At 68.9% G+C, this 18,886-nt stretch carries 17 protein-coding genes; 7 read left to right on the plus strand and 10 right to left on the minus strand.

Annotation, left to right across the window (positions count from 1 at the left end; genetic code table 11):
- Nucleotides 1–55: 55 nt before the first annotated feature.
- The 4 genes from KEG57_RS11955 to KEG57_RS11970 form a co-directional block, all read right to left on the minus strand.
- Entirely contained in the window at nt 56–1,708 is a 1,653-nt protein-coding gene (locus tag KEG57_RS11955; RefSeq protein WP_272419990.1) for a DUF2254 family protein, read from the minus strand.
- Nucleotides 1,709–1,736: 28 nt separating this feature from the next.
- Nucleotides 1,737–2,576 (minus strand): RomY N-terminal domain-containing regulatory protein, encoded by an 840-nt coding sequence (locus KEG57_RS11960; RefSeq protein ID WP_272419989.1) that lies wholly within the window; start codon nt 2,574–2,576, stop codon nt 1,737–1,739.
- A gap of 142 nt (nt 2,577–2,718) precedes the next feature.
- Nucleotides 2,719–3,066 (minus strand): hypothetical protein, encoded by a 348-nt coding sequence (locus KEG57_RS11965; RefSeq protein WP_272419988.1) that lies wholly within the window; start codon nt 3,064–3,066, stop codon nt 2,719–2,721.
- Nucleotides 3,054–3,389, minus strand: coding sequence for a hypothetical protein (locus KEG57_RS11970; protein ID WP_272419987.1), 336 nt, complete (start codon nt 3,387–3,389; stop codon nt 3,054–3,056). The genes KEG57_RS11965 and KEG57_RS11970 overlap by 13 nt, the downstream gene beginning before the upstream one ends.
- Nucleotides 3,390–3,511: 122 nt before the next feature.
- On the opposite strand from KEG57_RS11970, the gene KEG57_RS11975 reads away from it, so the two are divergent.
- The 3 genes from KEG57_RS11975 (at nt 3,512) to KEG57_RS11985 (ending at nt 6,860) form a co-directional block, all read left to right on the plus strand.
- Nucleotides 3,512–4,429, plus strand: coding sequence for a tetratricopeptide repeat protein (locus KEG57_RS11975; RefSeq protein WP_272419986.1), 918 nt, complete (start codon nt 3,512–3,514; stop codon nt 4,427–4,429).
- Between the two features lie 62 nt (nt 4,430–4,491).
- Nucleotides 4,492–5,889, plus strand: a complete 1,398-nt coding sequence (locus KEG57_RS11980; protein WP_272419985.1) for a protein-disulfide reductase DsbD family protein — start codon at nt 4,492–4,494, stop codon at nt 5,887–5,889.
- A 47-nt stretch (nt 5,890–5,936) separates the two neighbouring features.
- Nucleotides 5,937–6,860 (plus strand): hypothetical protein, encoded by a 924-nt coding sequence (locus KEG57_RS11985; protein WP_272419984.1) that lies wholly within the window; start codon nt 5,937–5,939, stop codon nt 6,858–6,860.
- 119 nt (nt 6,861–6,979) lie between these two features.
- Here KEG57_RS11985 and KEG57_RS11990 read toward each other — a convergent pair whose 3' ends face one another.
- Together KEG57_RS11990 and KEG57_RS11995 are read right to left on the minus strand one after the other, a co-directional pair.
- Nucleotides 6,980–7,906 carry a dihydrolipoyllysine-residue succinyltransferase component of 2-oxoglutarate dehydrogenase complex gene (locus tag KEG57_RS11990; protein WP_272419983.1) on the minus strand — a complete coding sequence of 309 codons (927 nt, stop codon included), beginning with the start codon at nt 7,904–7,906 and terminating at the stop codon, nt 6,980–6,982.
- A gap of 102 nt (nt 7,907–8,008) precedes the next feature.
- The gene (locus KEG57_RS11995; protein ID WP_272419982.1) at nt 8,009–9,442 is read right to left on the minus strand and encodes a DUF4912 domain-containing protein; all 1,434 of its coding nucleotides are present in this window, start codon (nt 9,440–9,442) and stop codon (nt 8,009–8,011) included.
- 144 nt (nt 9,443–9,586) lie between these two features.
- Between KEG57_RS11995 and KEG57_RS12000 the strand changes: the two genes are divergently transcribed.
- Nucleotides 9,587–10,267, plus strand: a complete 681-nt coding sequence (locus KEG57_RS12000; protein ID WP_272419981.1) for a sterol desaturase family protein — start codon at nt 9,587–9,589, stop codon at nt 10,265–10,267.
- 319 nt (nt 10,268–10,586) lie between these two features.
- Here KEG57_RS12000 and KEG57_RS12005 read toward each other — a convergent pair whose 3' ends face one another.
- Both KEG57_RS12005 and KEG57_RS12010 read right to left on the minus strand, forming a co-directional pair.
- Nucleotides 10,587–11,591, minus strand: a complete 1,005-nt coding sequence (locus KEG57_RS12005; RefSeq protein WP_272419980.1) for a D-alanine--D-alanine ligase family protein — start codon at nt 11,589–11,591, stop codon at nt 10,587–10,589.
- Nucleotides 11,592–11,828: 237 nt separating this feature from the next.
- Nucleotides 11,829–12,647, minus strand: a complete 819-nt coding sequence (locus KEG57_RS12010) for a PP2C family protein-serine/threonine phosphatase (protein ID WP_272419979.1) — start codon at nt 12,645–12,647, stop codon at nt 11,829–11,831.
- Nucleotides 12,648–12,735: 88 nt separating this feature from the next.
- Here KEG57_RS12010 and KEG57_RS12015 point away from each other — a divergent pair, with 88 nt between their 5' ends.
- On the plus strand, nt 12,736–13,878 hold the full coding sequence (locus tag KEG57_RS12015; protein ID WP_272419978.1) for an FIST C-terminal domain-containing protein: 1,143 nt from the start codon (nt 12,736–12,738) through the stop codon (nt 13,876–13,878).
- A gap of 357 nt (nt 13,879–14,235) precedes the next feature.
- Here KEG57_RS12015 and KEG57_RS12020 read toward each other — a convergent pair whose 3' ends face one another.
- Nucleotides 14,236–16,608, minus strand: a complete 2,373-nt coding sequence (locus KEG57_RS12020; protein ID WP_272419977.1) for a protein kinase domain-containing protein — start codon at nt 16,606–16,608, stop codon at nt 14,236–14,238.
- Between the two features lie 60 nt (nt 16,609–16,668).
- Here KEG57_RS12020 and KEG57_RS12025 point away from each other — a divergent pair, with 60 nt between their 5' ends.
- Both KEG57_RS12025 and KEG57_RS12030 read left to right on the plus strand, forming a co-directional pair.
- Nucleotides 16,669–17,673, plus strand: a complete 1,005-nt coding sequence (locus KEG57_RS12025) for an ABC transporter ATP-binding protein (protein ID WP_272419976.1) — start codon at nt 16,669–16,671, stop codon at nt 17,671–17,673.
- Nucleotides 17,670–18,455, plus strand: a complete 786-nt coding sequence (locus tag KEG57_RS12030; RefSeq protein ID WP_272419975.1) for an ABC transporter permease — start codon at nt 17,670–17,672, stop codon at nt 18,453–18,455. Before KEG57_RS12025 ends, KEG57_RS12030 begins: the two co-directional genes overlap by 4 nt.
- Nucleotides 18,456–18,458: 3 nt before the next feature.
- On the opposite strand, the gene KEG57_RS12035 is transcribed toward KEG57_RS12030, so the two are convergent.
- Complete coding sequence (locus KEG57_RS12035) at nt 18,459–18,827, minus strand: VOC family protein (RefSeq protein WP_272419974.1); 369 nt, start codon at nt 18,825–18,827, stop codon at nt 18,459–18,461.
- Nucleotides 18,828–18,886 lie beyond the last annotated feature (59 nt).

The following is an 18,886-nucleotide window of genomic DNA, read 5'->3' on the forward strand; positions in this document are numbered from 1 at the left end:
GAGCAGTCTACCCCCGGATCCGGCCGCTTTGCGTGGGAAATGCGCGGCGGCCGGCTCAGCCTTCGTGCGCGCCGCCGGGCGTGAGGGCCACGGGCGCGGGCTGCTTCGGCCCGCCCGCCTCGCGGGGGTGCCCTTCGAGGTGGGGAAACCACTCGAAAAACTGGTGCAAGTGAGCGTGCCTCTCCGGCTCGATGTACTCGAAGACGACCCCCCGATCGTTGATCTCCCAGAACTCGTTGGTGGTCACGGAGAGCATCTCGTTCTTGATCGAGCGCAGCCGATCAGGCCGCTCGTCGCGCATGTCGCGGTGGATCCGCCGCGCGAGATCGATCTCGCCCTTCTGCAGATAGTACGTCGCGAGCTTGACCTGGGCCTTGCGCACGCCGCGCAGCGACAGCTCCTGCTGCGCCACCTCGGCCTCCTTGTCGACCTCGAGGAAGATCTGCAAGAGCTCGTCCCGCACGCCCGCGCCGAGATCGTAGGCGAGCTCGTTCAGCGCGCAGAGATCGAAGGCCACGGTCTCCGTGACGAACGCGAGCTTCATCGCGTGGGCCGTCTGCGCGTAGTACTTGAAGTGCCCCGCGATCCGGAGCGCCTCGTCGCCCCAGCCCTGCGAGAGGATCTTCTCGCCGAGGTAGCGGTACTGGTTCAGGCAGTTGTAGGCCGCGGGCACGTCCCGCGCGTTGAGCGCGCGGCGCATGTACGTGTTGAAGAACTTGATCACCGTCGCGAGCGCGGCCCGATCCTCCGCCGCGAGCGCCGCGAGCCCGATGTACCGCGTGTCGATCGCGATGCGATTGACGATGTCGGGCATCTCCGTGAGCGCCTCGCGGTAGACCATCAAGAACTGCCGCAGCGCCTTGTATTCGAGCCACGTGCGATCGCTCTGGAGCTTGCCGAGCGCCATCTCGTTCATGCTCACGAAGTCGGCGTCCTTGAGCAGCCGCCCGCGGATCGAGAACCATCGATCGTCGAGCTCGCGCTTGTGCGGCATGTACGCGACCACGAGGTCGCAGATCGCGTCGACCGTGTTCGAGGCGATCCCCTTGTCCTTCTGCTCGATCGCGTTGAGCCCGATGTCGGCGAGATGCTCGAGCGCCGAGAGCGCCGTCATGCGCCGACCGTCGACCTCCTCCTCCGACTCGTCGCTCGATTTGCGCAGCGCCTGCGCCACGCCGCCTCGGCGGATGCGCTCGACGATCTTGTCGGGCTCGAGGAAATCGAAGACGTAATTGAAGTACGGCGCCATCACGAGAAGGCTCAGCGTGAGCAGCACGATCGAGCCCATGACGCCGAAGCGCGGGACGAAGGACTGCGCAGCGTCGGGCGCCTGCCGGATCGCGTAGTTCACCCAGAGCGAGAAGACCGCCGAGACCACGAAGAACGCGATCACCGCGCGATTCGTACGGTCCCGGAAGAACATGTCCGTGATGCGCGGCGTGTACCTCGTCGCCGCGAGCTGCACGATGATCGACGCGACCGTGATGACGATGCCGAGGATCGCGGCGATCACCTCGCCCGTGCCGCCCATGATCCGGCTCGCGTCGTCGGGCGACATCTCGCCGAAGAGCCCAGTCACGCCGCCGGGCTGCGTATGCGAGAGATCGAGGAGCCGGAACGCGACGAACGCCGTCACGCTGACGATCGCGAGGATCGACAGCGGGTAGAGCCACAAGCTGTTCGAGAACGCGAGGCGAGCTTTACGCACGAGCCTCCTCGAGAGGACGAGAGCGCGGCTACGGGCTCTCGCCGCCCTCGAGGTCCTCGGCCAAGTAGCTCAGGATGACCTCGTCGAGCGATTTCTCGCTGATGAGATCCTCTCCGAAGATCGAGGTTCCCTGCGCGGGACGCGCGGTCGCGAAGATGGCCGGGGGACGGGTCTGCGCGTAACGACCCGCGGAAGACGGCGACGACGCGGGCTCCGGCGTGCCGAGCGCGCGGTAGACGCCCGCCGTGAAGAGCGCGCCGCCCTTCTTGACCGACGTGGGCGGCGGCGGGAGGTCCTGCGTTTGCTGCACGAACGCCGGCGTCTCGGGCGCCTTCGTCTGCTCCTCGAGCCCGGCCAGCGAGGCATCGATGTCCGCAGGCGATACCGACGCCAGCGGCGGCCGCGGCGAAGGCGGATTGCCCCGAAGCGCGGCCTGCAGATCCGACGCGTTCATCAGCACGGAGGGGCGCTGCGGCAGATCCGGCTTGAAGCTCGGCGGAGGCGCCGCGGGCTCGGGCGCCGGAGGAGGCGCCGCGGGCGCCGCGGCGGCAGGCGCGGGCGCCGGAGCGGGTGCCGACGCCTCGGTCTTCTCCTCGAAAATGTGATCGAATTGTCCGTCTCGCAAAGCGACGAACATCGCCTTGTGCTGATCCTTCATCAGCTGACGGACGATCTCCTGCACGTTCGCCTCGTTGAGGTGCTCCGCGTAGGAGGTCTTCAGGGTCTTCAGGATGCGCCCGCCGTCCGCAAAAAGATGCGTAATTACATGCGGGTGACGGTGCCCCGAGTCTTCCGTTTGAATATGGAAGACACGTCCCTTGTGTTTGACGTTGTTGTTGAAGCCGAGAAGCGGTGAGATGACTTTCACGGCGATCGATAAGGCTCCTGAAGGCCCGAAGAGACCCTACCATAGGGTCCGCCGAAGCGACCAGGAAACGACGCGCAGATCGACACGACCGCTGAAATCTTGCGCCCTGGGAGGCGACGCTCTCCCGGGTTGTCGTCCTTCCTCACGGCAGACATCGCTCGAACTCGTCGGCGTTGTTCGCGCGCAGCGCACACTCGGCCTCGTCCACCGTGAGGTAGGTCGGGCAGCGGGCAAACTTGGGATCCGTCGACGCAAGCGTGCGCGCTTGGGCCTTGCGCGAGGCGAGCTCGGAGGCCGGCGGCTTATCGTTGATCGCGTGGACGATGTGCTCCACGTAACGATCGAGCAGGGCCGCGCACGTGTCTCGAGAAGGATGCGCTGATAAAGAGCGTCGGAGCGGCTTCGACAGGACGAACCCGAGGGCGGCGAGCACGATCAGGAGCGTCGCGACCACCTCCGCGCGGGTCGCGGGCGAGCTCAATCGAGGCACAGATCGACCTGCTCGGCCGTCGTGGCCTTGCGCACGCACTCCATCGCGCGCTGCGTGATCCGTCGGCCGACGCACTTGCTGACGAGCTCCTCCCCCCGCGCGGCGCGGACGGCGGCCGTCCTCTTCTGCACCTCGGCCGGGTCGGTGACGTTCTGCGCGGCGAGCTCGATCGCGGCGCTCTTGTCGAGGATCTCCTCGCACTCGGCGCGCGTCGCCGGGCGACCACACCCGACCCCGAAGAACCCGAGCGCGAGCATCAGGGAGGCCCCGGCGAGGCCCCTCCTCGCCTTCGAACCACCCTGCTCCGTTACCCGCTGGCCCATGGCGTCGAGACCTTGGCGTGCCTCCGCCCGAGGCGCAACCTCGCCGCGCGAGGGGCCACGACCTCGCACGAAGGGCCCCGTCGAATTCTGGACGCTTGTATAGGCCTTGCTAATCTCGATCCGTGAGCAAGGCGAAGGACAACCCAACTTCCTTCGCCCCCGCAGGAGCGGGGAAGACGGCCAAGCCAAAGGCGCCGCGGCGCGCGTCGCGTGAACCCGAGCGCGAGCGCGAGGCAGACGTCGCCGTTGCAACCACGAAGAAAACTTCCGCGCGCCGCGAACGCGCGAAGGCGCCGACGAAGAAGCGGCCCGCGCGTCCGAAGTCCGTGCTCGCCGAGGACATGCTCCGCCGCGCGCTCGAAGCGACGACGCCACGCTCGCGCGCGCTCTGGGCGAGGCGTGGCCTCGCCACACGCGCGCAGCTCGATCGCACGACACAGGCGATGCTGCTCCGTCAGCTCTACCTCGCCTACTACGAGGAGTGCCGCTTCGCGCAGGCCGCCGCGATCGCCGAGCAAGCGCTCACGCTCGACGTGTTGCCCGACGTCGCGCATCAAGACGCCGCGCGCGCGAAGCAGGCGCTCGGCGATGTCGAGGGCGCGGCCGCGCATCTGCGGCTCGCCGCGCGCATCGGCCCCGCGAGCCGCAAGGCGTTCCACTACTGGACCCTCGGCAGCCTCTTCTACCTGCACCACCGCTACGCCGAAGCGATCGCCGCGATGTCACGCGCCGCGCGCTGGGGTACGACGGACAAGCCGCTCTATCACGGGCACCTCGCGCTCGCCCGCATCGCGCTCGGGCAAACCGTGGAAGGCATCGGCGACCTCATCGACAGGCTGCTCGTCGCGCCCGCAGGCAACGGATACGGCCGCTTCGTGCTCGGCTTCCTGGCCCTGCATGCCGGCCGACCGGACGACGCCCGCCGTTGGCTCGAAGCCTTCGTCGACCGCACCATGTCCGGCCGAAGGGCCGCCGCCGTCGCGCTCCGCGGGGAGGTCGAGGTTGCCCGCCAGGCGCTCGCTCGCCTCCCAGCCGACTGAATCGAAGATCGTGTCGCTCGCGGATCGGGCCGAACGTCCGACCCTTTGGTAACATACGCGCCGTGCGACCCGCCTTCCGACGTGCTCAGTCTCTCTTCGGGCCTCGATCGCTCGCGCCGCTTTGCCTCGCCGCGCTCGCGCTCGGGGTGCTCTTGCTCTCGCCCTCCGCGGCTTTCGCGGCGGAGGACAGCCGCGACCTCTTCACACGCCTGCGCGAGGACTACGGCCTCGTCGGCGGCGCGGTGGGTGCGTTCGCCGGCGGCCTCCTCACGTGCCTCACACCCTGCGTCTACCCGATGATCGCGATCACGGTCAGCGTCTTCGGGGCCAAGCAGGCGTCGAGCCGGAAGCAGGCCGTTCTGCTCTCGCTCTCGTTCGTCATGGGCATCGCGGTCCTCTTCACCACGCTGCTCGTCGGCGCGGCGCTCACGGGCGGCCTGTTCGGCGCGGCGCTCCAGAAGTGGTGGGTCAACGTCGGGATCGCGCTCGTGATGGGCGCGATGGCCGCGTCGATGTTCGGCGCCTTCGAGCTCACGCTCCCCGACAGCTTGATGCAGCGGCTCTCCAGCGTCGGCGGTGTCGGTTACGGCGGCGCGTTCGCGCTCGGCCTCGTGAGCAGCTTGATCGCCGCGCCGTGCACGGGCCCCGTGCTCACCGGCGTGCTGCTCTGGATCGGCAAGACGCAGAACGTGGTGCTCGGCGCGCTCGTGGGCTTCTGCTACGCGCTCGGCCTCGGCCTGCCCTTCTTCCTCGTCGGCGCGTTCGCCGTCGGCCTGCCGAAGAGCGGCAAGTGGATGGTCTCGGTGAAGTCGTTCTTCGGCACCGTCCTGCTCGTCTGCGCGCTCTACTTCCTGCGTTACGCGATCCCGGCGATGACCAAGGTGGCACGCCATGACACGATGTTCATGGTCGCGGGCGGCGCGGCGATCCTGTTCGGGATCCTGCTCGGCGCGGTGCACCTCGACTGGCACGACGGCGGCCTCGGCGTGAAGATCCGCAAGGCGCTCGGCATCACGGCGGCGACGGCCGGCGGCTTCATCCTCTGGGTCAGCATCGAGCTGCCGCCCGAGATGCCGCACGTCGTGGCGACGGCGGAGGCCGCGGCCGGCAAGAAGCTCCTCGCGTGGGAGCACTCGGAGAAGGACGCGACGGAGAGGGCGCAACGCGAGAAGCGGCCGCTGATGGTCGACTTCACGGCGGACTGGTGCGGCGCTTGCAAAGAGTTCACGAAGCACACCTTCTCCGATCCACGCGTCATGGAAAAGGCGGGCAACTTCGTCGCGGTCAAGTTCGACGCGACCGATGACGAGGATCCGCAGGTCGAGCAGGTGAAGAAGAAGTACGGGGTGGTTGGGCTTCCGACGGTGGTCATCTTCGACTCGAACGGCAAGGAGCGGCAGCGGTTCACCGAGTTCGTCCCTGCCGACAGGTTCCTCAAGGCCATCGAGGGCATCGACTGACGGACGCGCCCACGCCACCTCGCATCCCCTGCATCGCGAGGTCCGTCATGGGTAACGTCATCCGGCTTCTCCCCCTCCTATTCACGCTCCTCCTCGTCCTTCCTAGCTGCTCCGGCAGTGCGCCCACACGGGGCGGCCTCGTCGTCGGCGTCACGAGTGATCTGCGCGTCGGCGTCGACGTCCTGCGCCTGCACGTGATCCGCAAGGTCAACGGCGCAGTCATCAGCGACGAGGAGCTCTTCTCGGACGGTGCGTCTCCCTTCCAGATCCCACTCGAGATCGGCTTCGCGGATCTCGAAGACGGCGATGACGTCGACGTCGAGATCGAGGCCTTCGGCAGCACGAGCACGCCGCTCGTCATCCGCACCGCGGGCAGCACCATCCAGGCAGGCCGCACGCTCCTCTTGCGGGCCGACCTCGCCTCCGCGTGTGCCGGCTCGTCGGCGCCGACCTGCGACGCGCCGCAGACGTGCACAGGCGGCGTCTGCGGAACTTCGTACGTGAGCCCCGCGATGCTGGAGGAGTACAGCTCCGGCTGGTCCAAAGGAAAGACGGACATCTGCAAGCCGAACGACGGCCCGCCGACGCTCTTCGTGGGCAAGGGCCAGGCCGATTACCTGCCGACGAGCGATTACGATCTCGCGCAGATCGAGGCAGGTCCGCAGGGCGGGCATCACATCTGGATCGCGCTGCGCATGAAGAACCTGCGGCAGTCGGGGAGCATCACGACGCTCACAGGCCACGTCGAGGAGCTCGACCTCGACATCAACCCATTCACCGTGATCTTCACGTTCGATCCCGACGAAGGCGGGTTCTGCAAGCTCTACGGTCTGCGGTTCCAGATCGACGGCGCAACGGACATCGAGTCGCTGCTCGGCAAGACGCTCCTCGTGAAGGCCAGCGTGAAAGACAAGGACGGCGATGTCGGCACGGCAGAGCGCTGGGTGAAGTTGTCGTCGGATATTCTCTGAGGGCCGTTTCGCCGGGGTTTCACCCCGGGCCCGACCAGGGGCTCTTCGCCCCTGGACCCGAACCAGGGCGCAGCCCTGGACCTCGGGTGCAAAGGCCGCGATGCGGTCGATGCAACGGATCAACGTGTTGCTGTCGCGTCCTCGCCGAGACGCGTCGTCTTCCATCGCGACCAGAAGCCCCCCGTCAGCACGTCGAGCGTGCCGTCCGCCTCCATCACCGTGAGCACCGCGCGTGTGCGTGCCTCGGGTTCGCGCGTCTCGTCGTCGCGCTCCACGCACGCGCGTTGCCACGTGAAGAGCGCTTCGAGCACGCGTGCTTCGAGCTTGTGCCTCGCGGCAGCGCGCTCCTCGCGGAGCCGTTCGAGCGCGACTTCCTCGTCAGCAAAGACCAGCCGATCGAAGCGAAACGTCGCGCGCGCTTCGAGCCACAAGCTCGATCCACCGGCAGCCGTGACGCGATCCGGATCGTACTCCGTCGGCGAGAGCGCACGCGACTCGTCGAGCAGGCGCGTCACGCGCAGCCGAAGCTCGGGCAGGAGCGCGGACGCACGTGCGCGGGAGGCCACGCGATCGATCCGCGTGACGTGCTCCTCGAGGCGCGCATGTTCGATCGCCGCCGACACGACGGCACGCGCGACGGACGGCGAGATCAAGATTCGCGGCGGAGCAGGCGGAAGCTCCGGTGTCGTCTCGGCAGCGGTGGAAGGCGCGGGCTCCGGCGAAGGCGCGAGCGGATCGGCGTTCGTGGCCTTGGCGATGCGCCCACGCGCGCGCCGCGTCCCTGCAGGCTCGGCGATCCGTTCGATCGGAACCCCGACGAGCACCATCGCGCCGAGATCGTTTTTCCCCTCATCGCGACGCACGAACGACACCTGGAGGGAGACCCACAACGATCCCTGCGAAGCGCCGTCACTCCAGAGCTCGTGCGCCTCCGCGTCATCGAGATCCGCGACCGCGTGAAACGCCCAGTCGTCGTCCAGCAACGTCGCCGCAGCGCGCGCCGGCGTCACGTGGAGCAGCGCGGCGAGCGCAGCGGCGAGGGCCAAGAGAAGAGGAGAACGTACTTCGAGGCAAACTCGTTGGACCATGCACGTACATCGACGCGGCCCGCGACGAGTTGCGCACGATCCAACGATTGTCGTCGCGCTCTACCGTTCGCGTGATCCGGGACGAACCTGCTCGCTCGCGCCGCCACGCGGAAGCTCGCTCGCGCCTCCACGCGTAGGCGCGCTCGGCCTCGATGCCTCGACGGGCAGGCCGCGGTCGCCAAAGTCGAGCGTGGGCCAGCGATCACCGCTCGCCTCGATCCGCCCGCCGCCACCCGTATGCACAGGAGCCGCCGTGCCCGAGAGGATCGGCGCGAGCATCGACTCGATCTCGGCAGGCGCGGGCGCACCGCCAGAGGCGCGCACCGGCGCAGCGGCCGCGACGCCGGCTTGTACAGGCGCGCCTCGCTCAGGCGTCCATCGCGCGACGCGGATCGACACCGCCGAGGTAGGCTCGCTCCGCGACGTCACGACCTCAGCACCGATGGCGAACGGCTCGAACATGCCGTGCGCGAGCCAGCCGATGCTCACGCGTACGTTGGATCCCGGCTGCAAGTTGCGGAGGTACGCGTCGCCGAAAAGCGCGTCGATGCGGAGATCCCGCTGCTCGACGATCGGACCATCCCAGCTCGGCGTGACCTGGATCATGCGCACGACGAGCGCGCCGTCGGTGTGCCGACCCCGCGCCCGCGCAAGGCTCACGGGACGAACTTCCCAGTAGAGGTAGAGCGTCGTGGGATCGACGGCGATGGCCACGATCTCGTCGACGTCGTAGCGCTCGGGCAGCGGCAGCTCCTCGATGGCATCCGCCTCGGGCGCCGACCAAGCCGGCTCTTCGGGCTCCGCTTCCGCTTCCGCAGCCGCTTCCGCAACCGGTGCCGCTTCCGCTTCCGCGACCGCTTCCGCAACCGGCGCCGCTTCCGCTTCCGCGACCGCTTCCGCAACCGCTTCCGCCTCCGTCTCCTCGACCGCCTTCGCCTCTATCGCGGCCTCGACCTCCGCGGCTTCCTCCGTGCTCTCTTCCTCGACCGGCTCGGGCTCGCTGTCACTCTCGCTCGGCGTGGTCACGACTTCCTCCCGCTTCTCTTCCCCGACCGCGGGCGCCGCGCCTCCTGCGACGAGCCGCTGCCTCAGCACGCGCGCTTCCGTGTGCTCCGGCTCCCGCGCGAGCACCTCGTCCAGCACGCCGATCGCTTTGTCCACGAACCCCTGCGCCGCGTAGATCTCCGCGAGCGTCACCGTCGCGAGGGGCGGCGGCGCCGTCGGCCAGCCTTTCGCCGGTGGCGGCGCGCTCCGCACGGCGTTCGCCACGTCGGGCAGGTGCAGACCTCGCTCGATCACCCCGGCGAGCAGATCCCTCGCTCGCCCCATCCATCCACGCGACCGCGCGCGGTCCCGCTCGCTCCGCGCCGTGCGCGTCACGATCTCGTCCATGAGCTCCGGAATCGTGAGCGCGCGCGGACGGGCGATGCCGAGCTCTTCCGAAAGCGCGATCAGCTCTTCCCGCGTCAAACCCTCGAGCTCGTGCCGCTCCATTTCGCGCGCAACCTAGCACGAAGCGCGGCGTGGCGAGAGCGTCCGAGGCGGGGCAATTTCATTGCGTCCGTTCGTCCGGAGCATCCCTGCAGAATGCCATCGGAAAACCGCCGAGCGACGGCTCCCGCGCACTAGAATTCGAACATGCCGCCGCCGCACGTGCTCGCCTTCCGCGGCCAGGACCGCGCCGAACGAAGGCCAAGCACGCGCGCGGCCGGCTGGACGCATTTCGCCTTCACGAGCCTCGCCTCGCTCGCCGCCGTCGTCTTCGCCGCCTCCCGCGTCGAGCGTGTCCGCCTCCTCGAAGCGCTCGTCGTACCGGGCACCTTCCTGTTCGCGAACCTCGTCGAGTACCTCGTGCACCGCGGCCCGATGCACCGCCGCAAGAAGCTCCTGCCGATCCTCTACGAGCGCCACACCTTGCGGCACCACCGTTTCTTCACGCGCGAGGCGATGGCCTGCGAGTCCGCGGCCGACTTCCCCATCGTCCTCTTTCCCCCCGTGATGATCCTCGTGGTCCTCGGCGGCGTGGCCCTGCCGGTCGCGCTCCTCCTCTTCGCCGTCGCCACCCCGAACACCGGCTGGCTCTTCGTGGCCACCGCCATGGCGTACTTCCTCACGTACGAGTGGCTCCACTTCGCCTACCACCTGCCAGAGCGCTCCTTCCTCGCGCAAAGCCGCCTCGTCCGCGCCCTGCGCCGGCGGCACGCGCTCCATCACGACCTCGGCCGGATGGCACACGAGAACTTCAACATCACGTTCCCGATCTGTGACTGGCTCTTCGGGACGCTCGGTCAGCAGAGAAACGACGACCGAGACGGTTGACGCGCGAAAACCCACGCGGACCACGGTGACCAGCGGCCCTCGACGGCGCGTCGACACCCGCTGGCAACGATGACCAAGGGCCCTCGACACGCGTCGACCCCCGCTGGCAACGACGACCAAGGGCCCTCGACGGCGCGTCGACACCCGCTGGCAACGACGACCAGCCACCCTCGACGCGCATCAACCCACGCGGATCACGATGACCAAGGGCCCTCGACGGCGCGTCGACACCCGCTGGCAACGACGCCCCGTCATCCTCGACGCGAGGATCAGGGCACGAGAGACGATTTTCGGGGGGATTCGGGGATCGAGGGGCTGCTCAGCCCACCGACTTCATCATCGCGACGGGCGCCGCCGCGTTCGCGCGGTAGCTGCCCGCCGAGAGCGTCTCCACCGGCGTCTTCCGGCGCGCCGGCTGGTTCAGCTTCGCGCCGTCGAGCACCGCCTCGCAGAGCTCGCCGAAATCGTACCCCTTCGCAGCGGCCGCCCGGGCGAGCAGGCCGTCCGGCGACAGCGCCGGCAGCGTGTTCACCTCGAGCACGTACTCGTTCTCGCCCGCCGTCACGAGCAGGTCGACCCGCACCGCGCCCGTGCATCCGAGCGCCCGCGCGGCACGCTCCGCCAGGTTCTGCACCCCGCGCTCCCGCTGCGGCGACAGCTCCACCTTCACGAGCTCCGCGCCGGGATCCTCCAGCATCGCCTTCGGCGTCGCCACTTCCACCGAGCCGAGCACCTGCCCGTCCAGGATCGCGACGTTGATCTCCACGCCCGTCACGAACCGCTCCACGAGCGCGATGTCGTCGAACTCGAACGCCTGCTCCAGCGCCGCCCGCAGCTCCGCGAGGTTCGTCACCCGCGACACGCCCTGGCTCGACCCCTCCCCGCGCGGCTTCACGATCGCCGGGTACCCGAACGAGCCGTGCATCCCCTCGAGGTCCGTGAGGTCCGCGTCCTCCGACACCGTGTAGTACGGCGGCGTCGGCACGTTGTGCAGGCGGAACATCTCCTTCGCCTTCAGCTTGTCCATCGCGAGCGCGCTCGCGAGCACGGACGACCCCGTGTACGGAATCCGCAGGAGCTCCAGGAGCCCCTGCACGCAACCGTCCTCGCCCATGCGGCCCGACAGGGCCAGGAACGCCACGTCGATCCGGGCTTTCTGGATCACGGACGCGAGGTCGGGACCGTAACTCTCGCCGAGCGACAGCCGGACCACCTCATGGCCCCGCGCCGAAAGCGCCTCCGCGACGGCATGTCCGGCGGACAGCTCCGACGACGAGCCACCCATGATCACGCCGACCCGCCTCCGCATCGATCGCCTCTTCATCGAATCCACCTCCGTCGGCCTGAACGCTCGGACCACGTCACGACCTTCTAGCCGGCGGGTATCAGACAATCGACGAAGGGGTCAACAAAACGGACAACTTCGGATCTACGCGGGACCGTTCGGGATCTAGAACATCGGAACGATGTTCTAGGGAGATCGCAACGCGAGCTCCCTCGGGGGGTGAATCGGCCGGGCTTCGCCTGGCCGAGTGGGGGACGCGAGGCGTCCCCCTCGGGACTAGACGACCTCGACAAGAACGGCGGTGATGTTGTCTTTACCGCCTCGCCCGTTCGCGAGGTCGATGAACTGCGTCACCGCGTCGGCTGCCCCGAGCGCCGCGATCTCCGGGATCTCCTCGGTCCTGAGGTAGCCGTGCAGCCCATCCGAGCAGAGCAGGTACCGATCCCCCGCCCGCACCGCGAGCACCGCCGTGTCCACTTCCACGTAGTCGCGGTTGCCCACCGCGCGCGTGATCACGTTCTTGTGCGTCGCCTTCGCCGCCTCCGCGGGCGTCAGCAGGCCTTGCTTGATCTGCCAGGCGAGCAGCGTGTGATCCTCGGTGAGCTGCACCGCGGCGCCTTCGCGGATCTGGTAGATGCGGCTATCACCCACCTGCCCCGTCACCAGCGATCGGCCGAGGAACAGCGCCGCGCTGATCGTCGTGCCCATCCCGAGCTTGTCGCGCTCGAGCTCCGCCATCGCGTAAATGAGGTACGTCGCCGCCTGGATCGCCCCCTCCATGATCCGACACGCCGCGTGCGCCTGGGCCCCGTCGAGCTCCCCGTCGAGGGCCCCGATCTCGCTGAGCCCGCGCTTCACCATCCCGTGGATCGTGTCCACCGCCTGATGGCTCGCGACCTCGCCCGCAGCGTGCCCGCCCATCCCGTCCGCGACGATGTAGAGCGCGAGCTCGTCGTCGTGGAAAAATGCATCCTCGTTGCTCTTGCGATGCTTCCCGATGTCGGTTCGCGCCGCAGAGCGGACGGGCCATCGCCCTCGGAGCGTCGCAACCTCGTTCTGACGCAGGGCGTTATTCCGGTCGTGCGGTGTGCTCATCGTGGAGCTCGTACTTCGGCCGACGATAATCCGCCCCGGCCCCCCCTGTCGAGAGGGCCGTCCGCTCGGGTAGACTCCCTCGCCACCCATGTCAGCGCGGAGCTTCTGCACCAGCGTGACCTCCCCCGACGGGCTCTCCCGCGTCCTCCGGGAGATACGTGGAGCGGTCACCTCCCCGACAGGTGGGCTCGTCTTCGTGACGGGCCCGCTCGTGCCGCATCTCCACACGCTCGCGACCCGCGTGGCCGCCGCGTGGAAAGGCGTGCCGACCGTACTCGTCCCAGGCTCCGGCGTGCTGCACGAGCGCGCCGAGCTCGAAGGGGTCCCCGCCGCGAGCGGCATCCTCTGGAGCGGCGGGAAAGTCACGCCGTTCGCGCTCGGCGACGCGGAGGATTCACCACGCGCGCTCGGCGAGTCGATCGGCCAAGCCCTCGGCGCGCGTCCCTCGACGGCGCTGCTCTTCCACCGAACCGAAGGCTTCGACACGAGCTTGCTCGAAGGCCTCGCGACCGCGGCGCCCTCGGCCTGCGTGTTCGGCGCGGGCACGGTCGGCGCGGGGGGCGTGGTGATCACGGCCGACGGCGAAGAGCGCTTGGCGCGCGCGGTAGGAATGTCGATCAAGGGGCTCGCGTCGCCGATCGTCGCGGCCTCGCCCGCGTGTCGCCTCGTCTCCGAGCTCGTGCCGATCGAGGAGGCCAGCGGGGGCCTCGTGCTGCGCCTCGGCGGCCGCGGCGCGCTCGACGAGCTCTCGCAATGCGCGCCCGGCTCGTCGAACCCGGGCGCTTCCTCCCCACTCGTGTTCGCCGCGCTCGCCGAGTCCGACGACGTCACGGAGGATGGGCGCCCGCGCTTCGTGGTCCGGCCCGTGCGAGGGATCGATCCTTCCCGGCGGGGCGTGATGATCGGCGCGGACGCGCGCCCGGGGATGCTCATGGCGTTCGCGGTGCGAGACGCGCAGACGGCGAAGGCCGACCTCGAAACGATGGCGCGTGTCGTCTCCAAGAACGCGCTCGGCGCAGCGCCGCGCTTCGCGCTCTACCTGAGCTGCGCGGGCCGCGGCCAGGGCTTGTACGGCGCGCCCGACACCGAGGTGCGTATCCTCCGCCAGCGCTTTGGCGATCTCCCGATCGCCGGCATGCACGCGGCGTTCGAGATCAGCCCGCGTGAAGGCCGTCCATCACGGCTCGACCTTTACACCAGCGTGCTCGCGCTCTTCCGCTCGCCGAGCTGAGGCGCCGCGCCGGGGCTCTGCCCCGGGCCCCGCGGGGGCTGTTCGCCCCTCGACCCGAACCAGGGCAAGCCCTGGACTCGGGGTGGAAGAACTGCGCAACGCGCAGTTCTTCCAACGGGCCCGTTGGACCGCGTCGCCAGTCGAAAGGGCAGCGCGGCAGTCTTGGTTGGCAGGGTGCTTGGCAGTCTTGACTCGGCCTGTTCGATGAACTGCGCATCGCGCAGTTCATCGACCCCGGGTCCAGCGCTTGCGCTGGTCCGGGTCCAGGGGCGGATAGCCCCGGTGGGGCCTGGGGCAACGCCCCAGCACAGCGGCCCCAGGAAGAGACCATGCTCGACCGCAACGCGGCGAAAGGATCTACCCCGCCCGCAGCGCTTCCAGCATCCGCGACACACGCTCGTCGACGAGCACGCGCGCCGCGAGGAACTCCGGCGTCGCGCGGATCGGCTCGACCAGCGGGCAGCGATCCATCCACAGGAGATCGATGAGCCCGCTCTGCGCGCAGGGCACGATGGATCCGGCGGCGCGCGCCACGTCGCCCACGTACACCGCGAGCTCGATCTCGACCTGCCGGAAATAGGCGCTCCGCCTCCAGCCGCCATCGCGGTTCGCCATCGCTTGCTGGAAGACCGGCGAATCGAACGGCGAGATCTTGTCGAGCAGCGCGTCGCGGATCGCCATCTGGATCGGCGCGTCGGTCTTCACGTCGCGGAGCCGCTCGGCGACGTCCTTCGTGAGCGCCTCGTCGCGGAACCACATCGCGTACCGCGTCAGGCCGGCGAAATACGCGAACTCGCCTTCGATCGTTCGCACCTGCTCGAGGAGCTTCAGCGCGCCGTCCCAGTCGCCGCGCAGCACGAAGACACGCGCGAGGTTGCGGCCCACCGAGGGCGCCGCCGGATCGAGCGACCGCGCCGTCTCCAGCACCCGCGCCGCTTCGTCGAGCGGCCCCGACTCCGAGAGGATCATCCCGATGAGGCCATACGCTTCAGCGAGCGCGGGCGCGCGCAGGATGGCCTGACGCGCGCGTTGCACCGCGCCGGCCACGTCGCCGAACTGAAACAGCCCGTGCGCCATGGCGAGGTGTGCCTCCGCGAGGTGCGGCGCCACGGCGAGCGCGCGCTCGGCCGCTTGTTTGGCGAGGATCGCGTTGTCCCCATTGAAGAACGACATCCGCGCGAGCGCGCTCGCATACCCGGACAGGATCGTCGGATCCTGCGGCGCGCGCGCGAGGGCCTGCTCGAGCAGCTTCACGGCTTCGCGCACGTGCTGCACCCAGAACTTCCGGTACTCGACGCGCGCCTTCAGGTAGAGCTCGACGGCCACGGGATCCGTCGGCGACTCGCGCGCGGGCTGGGCCATGTCGACCGTGAGCGCGTCGGCGATCGCCTTCGCGACCTCGTCGTTCACCACGAAGAGATCTTTCTCCGGCCGATCGAATCGCTTCGCCCAGAGCTGAAACCCATCGGCCACGCTGAGCACACGCGCGCTGATCCGCACGCCCGCCGGCGTCCTGCGCACGCTGCCCTCGACGACGACCTGCACCGCGAGCTCACGCCCGATCTCGCGTGGATCCTGATCCACGCCCTTCCAGCGCATCACCACGCCGCGCGGCCTGAGCTTCAGGCCTCGCGTCATCGACAGCATATCGATCAGATCGTCGGTGAGACCTTCGGCGAGGTACTCGTCGTCCGGCGGCCCGCTGTTCCGGAACGGCAGCACCGCGACCGCCTTCTCGGCCGACAACCCCTGCGCGGCCGGCGGCGGCGTGCCTCCGCCGGGCGCGGACGCGGCGGGCGTCACGAGCGTCGTCACGGGCAGCTTGTTCATGGCCGGCATCGTCAGGCTCGTAAGGTCCTCGGCCACCTCCTGCGCCGTGCGATATCGATCCTCGCGCTCCCGCGCCATGCACTTGAGGACGAGCGTCCCGCACGCCGTCGGCAAATCGGGCCGCTTCGCGCGTGGATCCGGCGGCGGCTGCACCAGCCGCGCCGCGGCGACGCTCACGATCGACTCCCCGCGCCACGCCTTTTCGCCCGTGAAAAGCTCGTACAGCATCGCGCCGAGCGCATAGATGTCCGCGCGCGTATCAATGTCGGCGAGCCCCTGCACCTGCTCGGGCGCCATGTAGGCCGGTGTTCCGATCACCGCGCCGACCTGCGTGCGCGAGCCCTCCGGCTCGTGCATCCGGGCGATCCCGAAATCGGTGATCACCACACGCCCGTCCTTCGCCATGAGCACGTTTTCGGGCTTCAGATCCCGGTGCACCACGCCGGCCGCGTGCGCGGCGGCGAGCCCTGCGCAGATGGCCGTCGCGATCTCCACGACGCGGGCGACCGGCAACGCGCCTTGCCGCGCCAGGACCACGTTGAGGGGCTCTCCCTCGACGTATTCCATGGTCAGGTACTTGTCGGCGCCGTGCTCGCCGATGTCGAAGACGCGGGCCACGTTCTTGTGGGTGACGCGGCGCGCGAGCTTCACTTCGCGGCGGAACCGTTCGAGCATCCCGGGCTCGTTCACGAGGTCTTGCCGCAGCACCTTGAGGGCCACGATCTCTTCGAGCTCCTCGTCGCGGGCGCGGTAGACGCTGCCCATGCCGCCGACGCCGAGCAGGCCGAGCAGCGAGTATCGCCCGGCGACGCGCTCGCCTGGCGCGCTCGAAAGGAGCAAGCCCGTCGGCGCCTCGCTGAGGGGGTCTGCGGACGTGGGGGTCGCCTTGAAGTCGGTCATGTACGGCTGCGACGGAGGCTAACCGATCTGGGCCTCGTTCGGTGCTACCCTCCGCCGCCCATGGAAGCCGCCGTCGCGGTCCGCGCACTCACGAAGGTCTATCGGGTCCACGAACGCCCGGCAGGACTCGCGGCTGCGCTGCGCAGCGTTTTCCGCCGAACGTACAAGGAAGTCCGCGCGGTCGAAGACCTCTCCTTCACGATCGAACCCGGCGAACGTGTCGGCTTCCTTGGCCCGAATGGCGCCGGAAAAACGACCACTTTGAAGATCCTGTCGGGCCTCTTGCACCCGACGAGCGGCGAGGTGCGCGTCTCGGGCCACGTCCCGCGGCAACGCGAGGCCAGCTTTTTGCGGGCGATCACGCTCGTCATGGGCCAGAAGCAGCAGCTCCTCTGGGACTTGCCGCCGGCCGAGACGTTCGACCTGAACCGCGCCATTTACGGCGTCCCCGACCAGGCCTTCGCCGAGACCCTGCGCGAGCTCGAAACCCTGCTCGACATCGGCGCGCTCACGAAAAAGCCCACGCGCCAGCTCTCGCTCGGCGAGCGCATGAAATGCGAGCTCGCGGCGGCGCTCCTGCATCGCCCCGGCATCCTCTTCCTCGACGAGCCCACGATTGGCCTCGACGTCTCCATGCAGCTCGTCGTGCGTGAATTCATCCGCAAGTACAACGAGAAGCGCGGGGCCACCGTCCTGCTCACGTCCCATTACATGGACGACGTTGCCTCGCTTTGCCCGCGCGTCATCGTCATCGACCGGGGCAAACTCCGCTACGACGGCGACCTCGCCACCCTCGTGAAGACGATCCGCCCGGACAAACGAATCGTCCTCGTCTTCGCGACGCCGCCGGATCGCGCGGCGCTCGAGCGGGTCGGGACGATCGTCGAGCTCGAAGGCACGCGGGCCGTGTTGCGTGTCCCGCAATCGGAGGTGCGCGAGGCCGTGGGCCACCTCGTCGCGAGCGCGCCCACGAGTGACCTCACGATCGAGGATCCGCCGCTCGAAGAGGTCATGCGGGATCTCTTCGCGCGCCCCGCCGAGGAGCCGAGCGAGGCCACCCCATGAACGCGCTCCGGGCCTATCCGACGCTCCTCCGGGTGGGCTTCTCGGCGGCGCTCGCCTATCGCGCCGAGCTCGTGATCTGGATGCTGACGACCACGATGCCGCTCGTCAGCCTCTCGATCTGGACCGCCGTCGCGCGGGAAGCGCCCGTCGGTCGTTATGGTCCTGGCGAATTCGTGGGGTATTTCCTGGCCGCGCTCGTCGTCCGCCAGGTCACGGGCTCCTGGCTCGTCTGGGAGATGAACCAGGAGATCCGCCAGGGCACGCTCTCGCAGCGCCTCTTGAAGCCGATCCACCCGCTCTGGATCTACAGCGCGGAGAACCTCGCCGCCTTGCCACTCCGGGCCGCGTTATGCCTCCCGGTCGTCGTCGTGGCCGTGGTCTATGCCGACCTCACCCGAAGCGGCCCCCTGCTCGCGATCTTTTTCGCCTCCCTCCTCGGCGCGTGGCTCATCAATTTCTTCACGATGGCCATCATTGGCTCGCTCGCGTTTTTCCTGGAGAGCTCCACGAGCGTCTTCGAGCTCTGGCTCATCACGTTCATGTTGCTTTCGGGCTACGTCGTTCCGCTCGAGCTCTTCCCCGGCTGGGTGCGCGGGGTCGCGGAAGCATTACCGTTCCGCTACACGCTCGGATTTCCCGTCGAGGTCGTGATTGGCCTCATGGACACGAAGAGCGCGCTCCGCGGCCTCGCCGTGCAATATACGTATGCCGCGGCCGCGGCCGCCACCGCCATCCTCGTCTTCCGCGCGGGCGTGCGGCGGTTCGGGGCATTCGGCGGGTAGCGTTCAGGCGCCTTTCATCCATCCGACGGCCGCGCCCGTCGGATCTCGAACGATGGCGACGCGCCCGACGTTCGGCACGTCCATCGGGGGCCGCACCACGGTGGCGCCGCGGGCCACGGCCTTCGCGACACACGCGTCCACGTCGTCCACCCCGATGAGCGAGAACCAGTACGATTCCGTGGCCTCGGGAATGGCGCCTGCCTCCATCCCACCGAGCCCTGCCACGATCTGATCCCCCGACTTCGCGACCCAGTATTTGCCGTCCGGGATGGCGAACTCTTCGAACGTCCAGCCCAGCGTCTCGGCGTAAAACGCCTTCGCGGCTTCCACGTCCTTCGTCGTCAGCTCGTTCCAAACGAATGTGCCGTGCATGGTTTGTCCTTTCGCCCGCGCGCGTGGCGCATGCCAGCACGGCCCGGCCCCTCCTGGCA

It is taken from the genome of Polyangium jinanense, assembly GCF_028435365.1.

Excerpts from the sequence above, each read along its gene's own strand:
- KEG57_RS11970 (WP_272419987.1), bottom strand. The coding sequence starts at position 3,389 with ATGGGCCAGCGGGTAACGGAGCAGGGTGGTTCGAAGGCGAGGAGGGGC.
- KEG57_RS11985 (WP_272419984.1), top strand. The coding sequence starts at position 5,937 with ATGGGTAACGTCATCCGGCTTCTCCCCCTCCTATTCACGCTCCTCCTC.
- KEG57_RS11995 (WP_272419982.1), bottom strand. The coding sequence starts at position 9,442 with ATGGAGCGGCACGAGCTCGAGGGTTTGACGCGGGAAGAGCTGATCGCG.
- KEG57_RS12000 (WP_272419981.1), top strand. The coding sequence starts at position 9,587 with ATGCCGCCGCCGCACGTGCTCGCCTTCCGCGGCCAGGACCGCGCCGAA.
- KEG57_RS12005 (WP_272419980.1), bottom strand. The coding sequence starts at position 11,591 with ATGAAGAGGCGATCGATGCGGAGGCGGGTCGGCGTGATCATGGGTGGC.
- KEG57_RS12010 (WP_272419979.1), bottom strand. The coding sequence starts at position 12,647 with ATGAGCACACCGCACGACCGGAATAACGCCCTGCGTCAGAACGAGGTT.
- KEG57_RS12015 (WP_272419978.1), top strand. The coding sequence starts at position 12,736 with ATGTCAGCGCGGAGCTTCTGCACCAGCGTGACCTCCCCCGACGGGCTC.
- KEG57_RS12020 (WP_272419977.1), bottom strand. The coding sequence starts at position 16,608 with ATGACCGACTTCAAGGCGACCCCCACGTCCGCAGACCCCCTCAGCGAG.
- KEG57_RS12025 (WP_272419976.1), top strand. The coding sequence starts at position 16,669 with ATGGAAGCCGCCGTCGCGGTCCGCGCACTCACGAAGGTCTATCGGGTC.
- KEG57_RS12030 (WP_272419975.1), top strand. The coding sequence starts at position 17,670 with ATGAACGCGCTCCGGGCCTATCCGACGCTCCTCCGGGTGGGCTTCTCG.
- KEG57_RS12035 (WP_272419974.1), bottom strand. The coding sequence starts at position 18,827 with ATGCACGGCACATTCGTTTGGAACGAGCTGACGACGAAGGACGTGGAA.